Annotated in this window: 7 protein-coding genes; 3 read left to right on the top strand and 4 right to left on the bottom strand. The window is 61.1% G+C overall.

The genetic code is table 11. The annotated features are described in order from the left end of the window. Positions 1 to 4: 4 nt before the first annotated feature. The 3 genes from IPI01_20845 to IPI01_20835 are packed head-to-tail and all read left to right on the top strand — an operon-like array spanning position 5 to position 5478. Entirely contained in the window at positions 5 to 1930 is a 1926-nt protein-coding gene (locus tag IPI01_20845) for a sodium:solute symporter (protein ID MBK7260205.1), read from the top strand. Between the two features lie 18 nt (positions 1931 to 1948). Beyond that, positions 1949 to 2932 (top strand): glycoside hydrolase family 130 protein, encoded by a 984-nt coding sequence (locus IPI01_20840; GenBank protein MBK7260204.1) that lies wholly within the window; start codon positions 1949 to 1951, stop codon positions 2930 to 2932. An 11-nt stretch (positions 2933 to 2943) separates the two neighbouring features. Next, positions 2944 to 5478 carry a prolyl oligopeptidase family serine peptidase gene (locus IPI01_20835; GenBank protein ID MBK7260203.1) on the top strand — a complete coding sequence of 845 codons (2535 nt, stop codon included), beginning with the start codon at positions 2944 to 2946 and terminating at the stop codon, positions 5476 to 5478. A gap of 654 nt (positions 5479 to 6132) precedes the next feature. Here IPI01_20835 and IPI01_20830 read toward each other — a convergent pair. The 4 genes from IPI01_20830 to IPI01_20815 form a co-directional block, all read right to left on the bottom strand. Further along, positions 6133 to 7941 carry a T9SS type A sorting domain-containing protein gene (locus IPI01_20830; GenBank protein ID MBK7260202.1) on the bottom strand — a complete coding sequence of 603 codons (1809 nt, stop codon included), beginning with the start codon at positions 7939 to 7941 and terminating at the stop codon, positions 6133 to 6135. Between the two features lie 150 nt (positions 7942 to 8091). Beyond that, complete coding sequence (locus IPI01_20825; GenBank protein MBK7260201.1) at positions 8092 to 8478, bottom strand: hypothetical protein; 387 nt, start codon at positions 8476 to 8478, stop codon at positions 8092 to 8094. Next, entirely contained in the window at positions 8468 to 11062 is a 2595-nt protein-coding gene (locus IPI01_20820; GenBank protein MBK7260200.1) for a carboxypeptidase-like regulatory domain-containing protein, read from the bottom strand. Before IPI01_20820 ends, IPI01_20825 begins: the two co-directional genes overlap by 11 nt. A 35-nt stretch (positions 11063 to 11097) precedes the next feature. Next, complete coding sequence (locus IPI01_20815; protein ID MBK7260199.1) at positions 11098 to 12321, bottom strand: ROK family transcriptional regulator; 1224 nt, start codon at positions 12319 to 12321, stop codon at positions 11098 to 11100. Positions 12322 to 12644 lie beyond the last annotated feature (323 nt).

Here is a 12644-nt window from a genome sequence, read left to right as displayed (position 1 = left end):
GCACATGACCCTCCTTGATTGGGCGATCGTTGTAGGATCGATGATCTTCCTCATCGCCGTCGTGGGTGGCAGCCGCCGCTACATGCGAAGCGTGGCCGACTTCCTGTCGGCGGGCCGGTCGGCCGGACGCTATCTGATCACCGTATCGCAGGGCATCTCCATGCTCGGCTCCATCACCATCGTCGGCATGTGGGAGATGTACTACGTGTCCGGGTTCAGCCTGCGCTGGTGGGAATTCAGCATGGGCGTGGTCCTGCTCGGCATCACGGTGTCCGGCTGGGTCATCTACCGCTTCCGCCAGACCCGCGCGCTGACGGTGGCGCAATTCTTCGAGATCAGGTACAGCCGGCGCTTCCGCATCTTCGCAGGCATGCTGGCCTTCGCCTCCGGACTCGTGAACTTCGGCCTGTTCCCGTCGGTCGGGGCCCGGTTCTTCATTTATTTCTGCGGGCTCCCACATTCGTTCATGCTGCTCGGGCTGGACATCGCGACGTTCCCGGTCGTGATGCTGGTCTTCCTGAGCATCGCGTTGTTCTTCGTGTTCGCAGGCGGACAGGTGGCCGTGCTGATCACCGAATTCATCCAGGGGATCTTTGCGAACACGTTGTTCCTGGTCCTCGTGATCTACTTCCTGGTGATCATCGGATGGGACCAGATCTTCACCGCCGTGACCATGGCCCCCGCCGATGCATCGCTGATCAACCCGTTCCACACAAGCCAGACCAAGGACTTCAATTTCTGGTACTTCCTGATCGGCATGGCGGGCGTGATCTACGGAAAGATGTCGTGGCAGGGTACGCAGGGATATAACTCCTCGGCCAAGAGCGCCCATGAGGCAAAGATGGGCGAGGTGCTGGGGAACTACCGCGACATCCCTAAGTGGCTCATGTTGTATTTCATCCCCGTGATCGCGTATACGATCATGCATCATCCGGACTGGACCGCCACGGCCGCCCAGGTGACTGGGCTTCTCCAGGGGGTCGATTCGAATGCCATCAGGACCCAGCTGACCGTTCCGGTGGTCCTCGCGTCGATCCTGCCGATCGGCATGATGGGTGCGTTGACCGCCGTGATGCTCATGGCGACCATCGGGACCCACGATGCGTATCTGCACTCGTGGGGGAGCATCTTCATTCAGGACGTCGTGATGCCGTTCCGGAACAAGCCCTTTGAGCCGACCCAGCACCTGCGCATCCTCCGCTGGTCGATCATCGGCGTGTGCATCTTCATCTTCTTCTTCAGTCTCGTCTTCCAGCAGAGCGAGTATATCTTCCTGTTCTTCGCCATCACCGGCGCCATCTTCACGGGCGGCTCGGGCGCGGTGATCATTGGCGGCCTGTACTGGAAGAAGGGGACCACCGGGGCGGCATGGAGCGCACTGATCACCGGTTCAGTCATCGCCGTGGGTGGTATCATCACCAAGCAGATCAACCCCGACTTCTTCATCAACGGCCAGGAGTTCTGGGGCCTGGCGATGCTCACCTCGTCGGTGGTGTACATCCTCGTCTCGCTGCTGAGCGGGAAGAAGGATTTCAACATGGACAAGATGCTCCACAAGGGCGTCTATGCGGTGGAAGAAGCACAGGTCGTTGGCGAGGCCCCTTCGCGCGGACTCAAGATGCTGGGCATGGGGAAGGAATTCACGCGCGGCGACAAGATCATCTACATTGCTGCGTACGCCTGGACCTTCATTTGGGCGGCGATCTTCCTGGTCGGCACCTGGACGAACCTGACGACCGAAGTGGCGGATTCCACCTGGATGACCTTCTGGAAATGGTTCATCATGATCAACACCGTCGCATCGGTGGGGATCATCATCTGGTTCACCATCGGCGGCACCCGCGACCTGAAGGATATGTTGAAACGCCTGGCGACGGCGGTGCGGAATCACCAGGACGACGGCTTTGTGAAACGCGATCCCAACGAATGACGGAGTGAAGCTCATCCCATGAAACGATCACCACACAACCCGGTCGTCACGCGGGCGGACGTCCCCGCCATACCGCCGGAGTACACCGACGTCTCCTCGGTCTTCAACCCCGGAGCGATCAAGTTTAAGGGCAAGTACTATCTGCTCCTGCGCGTCCAGAGCCGTTCACGCGAGACCGGCTTCATCGTCGCCGAAAGCCCGGATGGGATCCGGTTCAAGGTCCACGACACGGTCGTCGATCTGAAGGGGATGGAGAAGGTCGGCCAGCGCGTGTATCATGTGTACGACGGCCGGCTGACGGCATTCGGTGATACGGTCTACGCGATGTTCGCGATGGATATGGAAGGTGCGTGCCATCTGGGCCTTGCCAGCACGAAGGACTTCCGGTCGTTCACGTTCCTCGGCATCACCACGCAGGACGATACGAGGAATGGCGTGCTGTTCCCCGAGACGATCGGCGGGAAGTACATGCGCATGGACCGCCCCAACAAGTCGGAAGTGGAAGGCGGTGTGCGCACCGGCAACACGATCTGGCTCTCGTCCTCATCCGACATGATCGCATGGACGCGGATCGCGCCGCTGATCAGCGGACGATTCCACTACTGGGACGAACTCATCGGCTCCGGCCCGCCGCCGGTGAAGACACGCCGGGGATGGCTGCACATCTACCATGGTGTTGCGACGCATTTCGGAAGCGCCAACATCTATCAGGCAGGGGTGATCCTGCTGGACCTGGCGGATCCGGCGAAGGTGTTGGGCCGCTGCCGGTGCAACATCCTCGAGCCGCGCGAGATCTGGGAACTTGCCGGTCAGGTCCCGAACGTGGTCTTCCCGAGCGGGATGATCGTGGAGCACTTTGACGCCGACGGGTATGCCCTGCCCGACAGCGAAGTGAAGGTATACTATGGTGCCGCGGACACGGTCGTGGGGCTCGCGACGGCAACGGTGCAGGAGCTCATCGACGCGGCGATGGAGGGACCGATCCCCGTGGTTGGACAATGAAAGGAACACCAATGACTGAACACACTCTTGGCCGGTCCCTCAGGCGCCTGGCGCTTGGCGGAGCGGCATTCGTGCTCGCCGGCGGTTTGCCGTCGATGCATGCCGCAGATACGCTGGTGGTCCGCGAGGCGATGGGCCTGACGCTGCCGCGACGGATGGCGACCAGCGTGGTGATGGCGACACCGTTGGACGGATGGTTCGTGAAAGGACGTTCGTCGGCCCCCGCGGACGGCGAAGTGGTGAAGTTCCCCGATGGAGGGGAGGCCCGTTGGGCGCGTGAGCAACCGGATGCCAGAGGATGGTTCAAAGGCTCGTACGGTACGGAACGCTTCATTGCCGTGACCCTGGAGCGTACGGAGCCCGCCCGCATGATCCTGGAAGGTATGGGCCATGATTACGTGTATGTGAATGGCACACCCCGGGTCGGCAACCAGTATCAGCAGAAGGATCAGCGTGAGGCGTGGGAGCCGCACGATGATTATTCCCGCGTGCCGGTCGACCTCGTGAAGGGGAAGAACCTGTTGCTGTTCAGGTTCACGCGTGGTGGGTTGAAGATCAAGCTCTACCCGCCGTCGCGTCCGGTCGCCTTCAACGCGAACGACCTCACGATCCCTGATGCAGTTGTCGGGCAACCGCTGGATGCCCCGGGGGCGATCGTTCTCGTGAATGCGACAGGCAAGACGGTGAGCGGTGCCCGGCTGGTGAGCAGCGTGGCCGGTGGGGCGACCGATACGACCGCCGTCCCTGATGTGCCCGCCATGGGCGTGCGCAAGGTGCCGTTCCGGGTGCGCGTGACCGCGGATGCGAAGGGGGATCGTTCCCTGGCGCTCCGGCTTCTCGCGGGGCGTGGCGCATCGGCGAACGTGATGGACACGGTGAGCATCACGATCCGCGCGGTGGATCCCTATGAAGCGCGGCAGGAGACCTTCATCAGTACCACCGACGGCAGTGTGCAATACTACGCGGTGATGCCGCAGGCGAAGAACGCGATCGCCGGAAAACCCGCCCTGTTCCTGTCCCTGCACGGAGCGGGAGTCGAGGCGATCAACCAGGCCCGTTCGTATGCCCCGAAATCATGGGGTGTGCACATCGCACCCACGAACCGCAGGCCGTACGGATTCTCGTGGGAGGACTGGGGGCGGCTGGATGCCCTCGAAGTGAAGGCCATCGCAGAGAAGAACTATGGCACCGATCCCGATCGTGTGTACCTGACGGGGCATTCGATGGGTGGCCATGGCACATGGTTCATGAGCGCGACGTATCCGGACAAGTTCGCGGCGATCGGGCCCAGTGCCGGGTGGATCACGTTCCAGTCGTACCGTTTTGCCGGCTCCACGCCCGACTCCAGCCCCGTGCAGCGCATGCTGTTGCGGTCCGCGAAGCCGAGCGACCTGCCGTCGATCGCCACGAACTATGCCCACCTTGGCGTGTACATCATCCACGGCGACAAGGATGACAACGTACCGCCGCAGCAATCGTATCTCATGATGGAACGGTTGAAGACGTTCCATCACGACTTCGAGTATCATGAAGAGCCGGGAGCCGGGCACTGGTGGGACAATTCCGAGGATCCCGGTGCGGATTGCGTCGACTGGCGTCCGTTGTTCGACTTCTTCGCGCGGCACACCCGTCCGGGCAAGGACCGTGTGCGCACGATCAATTTCATGACCGCCAATCCGGGGATCTCGGCGCGCGACAACTGGCTGACGATCGAAGCGCAGGAGCGGCAGCTGGAGCTGAGCACGGTGAAGATCGCGAGCATTCCGGCTGCCAATCAGGTGCGGGGCACGACGGAGAACGTGCAGCGATTGGGCCTCGATCGCGACCTGCTGGACCTCCGGGGAACGCCGATGGTTGATCTGGATGGCCAGAAGATCGCGGTGAAGGATGTGGATCCGTCGGCGGATCGGTTCTGGTTCGCAAAGGTTGCGGGGAACTGGGGTCAGGTGGCCGCAGCGTCGCCGTCCGCAAAGGGTGCAGGACGGTATGGGACATTCAAGGAAGCATTCCGCAACCGGGTGGTGCTGGTGTACGGTACCGGTGGGAATGACGAGGAGAATGCCTGGGCGTACGAGCGTGCCCGGTACGATGCGGAGAAGTTGTGGTATCAGGGGAACGGAGCCGTGGACGTCTTCGCGGATACCGGGTATGATCCGTCGAAAGAGCCCGACCGGAACGTGATCCTGTACGGCAACCGCCGCACGAACAAGCTGTGGAAGTCGCTCCTTGCGGATTCTCCGGTACAGGTGGACCGGGGGCGGGTGGAGATGCCGGGCCGGACAGTGAAGGACGACGACATTTGTGCGATCTTTGTCCGTCCGCGTGCTGGCAGTGCCATCGCTTCCGTCGGCGCGGTTTCGGGTACCGGTCTGGAAGGGATGCGCCTCACGCATATTGTCCGCTATCTGGAGCCCGGTTTAGGGCTTCCTGATGTCACGGTGTTCACGCCGGAAGTGTTGACGAAGGGGAACGATGGGATCCTGATGACCGGGTTCTTCGGGTTGGACTGGTCGGCGGGGAGTGGGGAGTTCGTCGTGCGGAAGTAGGGGCGTACAAGACGACGGCGTCGGTGGGCGGTTGACCGGGTCTGTGACATGGACATCGGTATCTTGTAGGGGTGCATGCACCGCCCCTACACTGTTGTAGCCAGCCCGCGTGCCCCCGGGACCGTGGCGACACGGCGTCGGTGGTCTGTCGACATGGACATCGGTGTATCTTGTGTAGGGGCGGTGCATGCACCGCCCCTACACTGTTTGTGGCTATGCCCCAGGGACCGTGGGATACGATGACGTCGGTGGGTCCATTGCGGCCGTGGCCGGGGGACCGTGGCAGACAACGGCATCGGTGGTCTGTCGACATGGACATCGGTGTATCTTGTGGGCGGTGCATGCACCGCCCCTACACTGTTCATAGCCATGCACCGCCCGTACACTTTGTGGCCTGCCGACCGGCAGCAACGCGTCTGCCGCCATGCCCGCCCGTGGCCCGCCCACACTGTTCGTGGCCATGCCCGCCCCGTGGTCGAACGGCGTCGGGGCGGACTGGACATCGGTGGCAGGTGGCGGCATGCACCGCCCCTGCATTGTTCATAGCCATGCACCGCCCCTGCATTTAGTAGACCCCGTGTGGACACAAAAGGACGCCCCGCATCTCGCGGGGCGTCCTTTGTACGACGGGCCGTTGGAACGGCCGGGTCGGTGTTACTTCAGCAGCATCATGGTGCGGGTCATCGAGAACGACTTCGTCTGGAGGCGGTACACATACGCACCGCTTGCCATCTGGAAGCCGCGATCGTCGAGGCCATTCCACGTCGCGGAATAGGAACCCGCGGCCATTTCCTGACCATTGACCAACGTGCGGACCTGCTGGCCCAGCATGTTGTAGACCACCAGCGACACCTGCTCGTTGCTCTTCAGCGAGAACGTGATCTGGGTCGTCGGGTTGAACGGATTCGGGTAGTTCTGATCCAGCGTGAATGCATCCGGAACAATGTTGTCGACCGGACGGACATCCGTCAGCAGCCACTGGGCCTTCTTTGCCGGGAACCAGTTCAGGTCACCGATCGGGAAACCATCCGAACCTGCCGTCTGCATGGCAGTGTTCGTGTAGGCGAGGTTTTCCGGCAGCGGCCAGGTCGGCGGATACAGAACGCCGCTGGTGCCCTTGTAGTGCCACGTCGAATCCAGCGTACCCGTGGAGATCTTGTTCACATACGCGATCAGCTTGGCCATGTGCGGGGTGACCGTCGAACCGAATCCAGGATCCGTGTTGAGGTTGTTACCGCTGTTGATGACCGTACCGCCCTGTGCAACGATGACGCTATCCACGACCTTGCCGCTCATCTGGTTGATCCAGGTCGGGGAGACCAGGATGCGTTTGATCCAGCCCTTCTGGCCAAGACCATACTGCTGGTAGTCAAGGCTGTCGAACTTGGTGGTCGTGTCGTTGTAGGCCTGATAGAAGCCGGTCAGCGTCGTGGGGAGGTACCAGTAGTTGTTGCGGAGGTCGAGCGAACGGTTGGACGCTGCGACCATCGGTGCATACACGCCGTGTGCAGAGTCAACATACACTTCCGGTCCGGTCGTCTCGATTGCCTGCCACGTCATCTTCGAACGGATCTGGACGATACCGGACGAGGTGGTGTCCGGATAGTTCAGGAACCAACCGCCCCACACGTGATCCGGGTTTCCGCCCATGGCGTGCATGGCGTAGAACAGGTTGTTCTTGATGAAGAGGTGCGAGCCCTGGCGGGTGAGGAACGGGTTCACCGTGCCGTACACCAGCGTGTTGTGCTCGAAGATGGACTTCACATCATAACCGCGGATCGACCACAGATACGAGTTGTTCGCGAAGAAGCTATTGTTGATGAACTTCACCGTGTCCAACGCGATCGGGGAGCCCGTCATGAAGGGCTGGCCGCCAAACCACGACGAGGAGTGCTGGTGGTTACGGAACATGCAATCCTGCACGTCCATCCGGGTCCAATGTGCATCGATACGGATACCGGCATCGCTCCAACCATCGAACACAACGCTGCGCAGCTTGATCTTGACGCTGTCGGCGTTGATGCGGATACCGTCGCTCCAGCCCAGCCAGTTCTGATCGGAACGGACCGACAGGAGGTACAGGTTGGTCATCTCGACCGTGGCGCCCTTGCCGATGAAATTGAAGAAGTGATCGACGGACGAGTTGTCGAGAAGGATACCAGGAGCGAGGACCGGCGGACGGAGACCTGCGGTGGTGTCGTTCGCAACGATGCGGATCGAACCGTTCACCTTGATCGGCTCGGTGACCTGGTACACGTTACCGCGGCGCAGCTTGTACACGCGATCCGGATGCGCACGGAGACCGCCGGTCAGCGTGTCACCGTTGATCACGTTGTTGATGTTACCGGGAGGCGTGGCGAGGACGACGAGGGTGTCGCCCGCGGCCATTGCCACCTGGTGCATCGGCATGGCACACAGCGCGACGAGCGCGATGAGTGCCAGGAAAGAGAACAAGTGTTTCATGGTACTTCTCCTTACTACTGGTGGTTGTGATGGTGGATCTACCTCTGTGAATGTACTGCGCTGCCACTGGAACGACATTGCATGGACTGCTGTCAGCGTACCACGGAGTGCGGGGTGCCGGTGACCTCCTGCTTTGTGAATGGGTCCTGGTTAGAGTCGGATACGCACGCCTGCATCCATGGACATGCCATACCGCTGTTCGGATGCAGGGAAACTCGATTTCTGGTTGATGTCGATGTCGTCCGCGCCGGTGATATTATTGATGTTCAGGAACACCTGCATACCCAGCCAGGGCAGTTCCTGCTTCACGGAGAGGTCCCAGCGCGAGAACTTGTCCGAATTCACACGGTTCTGCATCCAGAAATCCGGACGCTTGAAGATGTTGTCCTGATACAGCAGGGACAGGCGCATCGAGAAGCCCATGTAGTCGTAGCCGAGTGCCATGTTCAGGATGTCGTTCGGCTGGTCCAGCATACGCGTCTGGTACGTCGTGTCGGACAGGACGGTGACCGCATTGCCGTCGTCATCATAGAACACGCGCTTCTCGCTCCGGGGATAGCTGGCCTCGGAGAAGATGTGCGTGTAGTTGATGTTGAACACGATCCCGTTGAACGGCTCGGGGAGGAACCAGAAGTGCGTCTGCCATTCGGTCTCGAGGCCCCAGATGTCGATCGGGACCGGGTTGTTGATGTAGGTGTTGAGATCGAACAGCTGGTTCCCCGTGATCTGCGGGAGATCGGGGTACTTGGAAAGGTCGCTGGTGTAAGTCTGCGAGAAGAAGATCAGGTCCTCGATCCGCTTCTTGAAGCCGTTCACCGAGAGCAATCCGATCTCGTTGGAGTAGATCGACGCCACAAGGTCGAAGTTCTCGGACTGCGCCGGCTTGATGCGCCAGTTGTTGTAGTTGATCGAGGTCGAGCCCACGAAGAAGCGCGGGGTGATCGTGCTGTAGTCCGGGTAGTTCAGCGTATTCGTGTATGCGAAGTGCAGCTGCAGCCACTCGAACGGACGGTACCGTACGTGCACCATCGGGAGCCAGTAGCCGTGCGAGATCCCCACGGTGGTGTCGCCGCCCTGGATGCCGCCCGGGGATCGTCCGGCCGCGCATGGCGGTGTATTCCGTTGAAAGATTCTGATAGCGGACGCCGGGGAGGATGGAGATGGCCTCGCCGAGGTTCACCGTTGTCATCAGGTAGCCCGCACTCTTCGTTTCGGTCCCGCCGTAATCGTTGATCACGGTGGCGAGTTTGTTGACCTGGTAGCCTTCCAGCGACGAGGTCCTCTTCGCCACCGGCATCAGCTGCCACATGAGGTCCGGATCCATCTTATAGGGGAGCGAATACTCGCCGCTCAGGAACTCGCCGTACTCGTAGTCGCCGCGCGCCCAGTTGGACATGGCGCCCACGCCGCCCGTAGCAGCGGCGAGCGATGGCATGACCTGGCCGAATGCCGTGAGGATCGCGCCGCCGCCCGAATAGTACTGGTTACCGCTTCCGGAGTTGAAGTCGAAGTCGCGGGTGCGGCGCTGGAGCGCGCCGCCGAACTTGACCTTCAGGCCGATCTCATCCGTGATCGGCATCTCGGTCTGGAGGTCGAGAGACCCGGTCAACGCCCGCTCCTTCTGGAATGATCCGGAAGTGGACAGATTGTTCAGGCGCGCGATGCTGATGTTCGGCTTCGCGAACTGGAAGAGGACCTTCGGGTGGACTTTGGCAAGGTCCAGATTGTCCAGCCCGGCGCCATCCTGATAGAAATCGAAGTACAGGTCTTCCGGATTGCGGCTTTCAGAATAGCTGTGGGAGAGCTTCAGGTCGACATGGAACAGGGCGATCTCCTGCTTGAGGCTGAGGAGGTTGCTCATCACGTTGGTTTCGTTGTGGTTGTCGCTCGTGGAGTACAGGATCGACCCGCGGCCGCCCTGATTGATACGCATGCCGCGGTTCGTCTCGCGCGTGTCGCCGGCATTGACGAAGTTCATGAAGCCGATCTCGCCCGTTTCATGCTGATAGTCGAGAACGAGCGTGGCGCCGAGGCGTTCGCGCTTCCGCCACGTGTCCGTCAGCGACAGAGAGGTAAGGTCAGGGAAGGGGATATCCCCGAGGTTCTTCTGTGTCAGGCTATAGCTTGCCCCGAGAGCGTTGTTGCTGAGGTTACGGCGTTCGCTGGAGACCTGGACGAAGACGCCGAACGCCTGATCGAAGAATCGCTTTTCGAGGGAGCCGACGAACTTGTAGTCGTTGTAGGTCTTCTTGAGGTCGTTGTACCCGCCTGATGCCCTCAATTCGATGAGCGGCAGCCACGATGCCTCATCGGCGAACATGCTGGTCGTGCCCTTGGCCGCCTTGCGGAGGCCGAAGTTGACGACGCCACCGATCAGGGTCGCATCCATATCCGGCGTGATGGCCTTGATCACCTCGATGCCTCCCAGCATGCTGGAGGAGATCATGCTGAGCTCCGCGGCACGGTCGCCGAGGGTCCCCATGTTTCCCGCGCCCGCATCGCTGATCGTGTTGCTCGAGCCAACGTCGCTCGGCAACTCCACACCGTCCACCGTGATCTGGTTGAACTGCGGCGAGAGGCCGCGGATAACGACCTTCGAACCCTCGCCACCGGTGCGGACCAGCGACACGCCCGGAAGGCGGCTGACGGATTCTGCGGCGTTCGCATCAGGCAGCTCCTGGATGCGTGCGGCCGATACGGCGTTCATGACGGGCATCGAGGAGAGCTGCTTGTTGATGGCCTGCATCTGGCCTTCGGCCTGCACCGTGACGGTGACGCCTTCACCCGTGATGCCTTCATACGCCATCTTGAATTCCTGCGTCACCTCGGCATTGGCCTTCACCTGCACCTGAACATCCTTCGGCTTGTAGCCAAGGTAGGAGGCACGCAACGTACGCGTCCCGACGGGAACGCCGCGCAGGATGTACCGACCCTCGACGTCCGTGACCGCACCGAGACTGGTCCCGACCACGCTGACGTTCGCGGAAGGAAGAGGTTCTCCCGTCTGTCCGTCTTTCACCGTGCCCTTGACCGTACCGCTTCCCTGTGCGAACACCGAGCCTGCACATGCGAGAAGCGTCAGGACGAGGACGCCGACGAGCACCTGGTATCTGTGGAACATGCGATTCTCCTTACAAAGGAATGATCGTGAATGACTCACATGGAAATGGTGACATCTGCAAAGACACTTCTGATCGACAACGCTGCTGCCCCGAGCAGTGGAGGATTGTCGGGGAGCGATGTAGGCAGTACCGTTGTCTTATGCTGGGATGCGAGCGGGCGGCGGCCGCCGGCGGAAGCGTTGACCGTCTCGCCGACAAGGTCCCACACCTGCGTGATCGGCCCGCCGACGATGACGGCGGACGGGTCGAGGATACACATCAGATCACCGATGCCAACCCCGACGTGCTGCGCCCAGGTCTTGAGCGCCTGGAGCGCATCATCGTCGCCCGCGCGTGCGGCGTCGACGACATCGGAGAGGGCAACTGCCGGGACGAATCCCGGCTTCGCGCTCTTGAGTTCGGTGAACCAGCGGATGAGCGCCTGCTCGGACGCATACAGGTGCCAGCATCCGGAGTTGCCGCAGGAGCACCGCTCGCCCCCTTCGACAACCGTCATGTGGCCAACTTCACCTGCCGCGTGCGTGTCGCCGCTGAGCACCCGGCCGTTGATGGTGATGCCGGCCCCGATCCCGACCCCTACAAGCAAGAACACCAGATTGGCCGGAGAAATTCTGTGTGCGCCCCATAAAAGTTCAGCCAGTGCCGATGCCTTGGCATCGTTTTCGACGCTGATGGTCTCAACATCCGGGGCCTGCTCCCGTATCAGGGCCGAAAGGTCCACATTGCTCCAGCCAAGGTTCGCGGAATAGATCACACGCGACTGGTCGGCGTCCACGATGCCCCCGACGCTTGCGCCGATCCCATGGAACCGGTGCGGGCCGATGGTTGCGCGCAGGGCATTCAGGCGCGCCACACTCTGGGCGACCAGGCTTTCGGGAGAAACGACCTTGGTCCAGATCTCGTCGCGGGCGCGGAGAGTGCCATTGATGTCCACGATCGCCACGCGCGTGCACGGTGCATCGAAAGAGATCGCGCCGATGAAGTGCTTGCCCTGGGCAAGGCTCAGGTTCACCGGCTTGCGTCCGACCGTCCCCGCGCCAATGCGGTCGGGTGATTCGATCAAAAGCTCTTCGTCGATAAGACGTGCAACGATACTTGAAACGGTGCTCTTGTTCAGGCGGGTGATCTCGGCGATCTCAGAACGGGGGATAGGCTGACCACGCCGGACGGTTGCCAGGATGATCGAGCGGTTGATGTCGCGCGCAACCTTTGAATTGATGCGCGTGATCCCTTCATGTTTCTGCCGCCGTGCCTGCATCGATGACCGGATATGAGGGAGTAGGGGATCGTAGATACACGGGTGCCACCAGGAGGGGTGGCCACGAACGTCCAGGTGCTCTTAGTTGGTTGTGTCAACCAACTGACTCGTTGAATATACGCCCTTATGAACAATGTGTCAAGTGAATTTTTCTGGGCATTTTCATGTAAATTCTCCCGATCTTGCCTCCGCTTTGCACGATGGGGACGAGTTCAATGGAGTGAAAGCCGATTTCGTGCCCACCCCTGGCACGCTCCCGTTGCGTTCCTCGCCGGCGGTTGCCATTCCCGTAACTGTTCTCTACCTTGTTCCCGCCAGCTGTC

Source organism: Ignavibacteriota bacterium (assembly GCA_016707525.1).
Classification (GTDB): Bacteria; Bacteroidota; Ignavibacteria; order UBA10030; family UBA6906; genus JAGDMK01.
This window is presented reverse-complemented; position numbering and strand designations above follow the sequence as displayed.

Excerpts from the sequence above, each read along its gene's own strand:
- IPI01_20840 (MBK7260204.1), top strand. The coding sequence starts at position 1,949 with ATGAAACGATCACCACACAACCCGGTCGTCACGCGGGCGGACGTCCCC.
- IPI01_20815 (MBK7260199.1), bottom strand. The coding sequence starts at position 12,321 with ATGCAGGCACGGCGGCAGAAACATGAAGGGATCACGCGCATCAATTCA.
- IPI01_20830 (MBK7260202.1), bottom strand. The coding sequence starts at position 7,941 with ATGAAACACTTGTTCTCTTTCCTGGCACTCATCGCGCTCGTCGCGCTG.
- IPI01_20820 (MBK7260200.1), bottom strand. The coding sequence starts at position 11,062 with ATGTTCCACAGATACCAGGTGCTCGTCGGCGTCCTCGTCCTGACGCTT.
- IPI01_20835 (MBK7260203.1), top strand. The coding sequence starts at position 2,944 with ATGACTGAACACACTCTTGGCCGGTCCCTCAGGCGCCTGGCGCTTGGC.
- IPI01_20845 (MBK7260205.1), top strand. The coding sequence starts at position 5 with ATGACCCTCCTTGATTGGGCGATCGTTGTAGGATCGATGATCTTCCTC.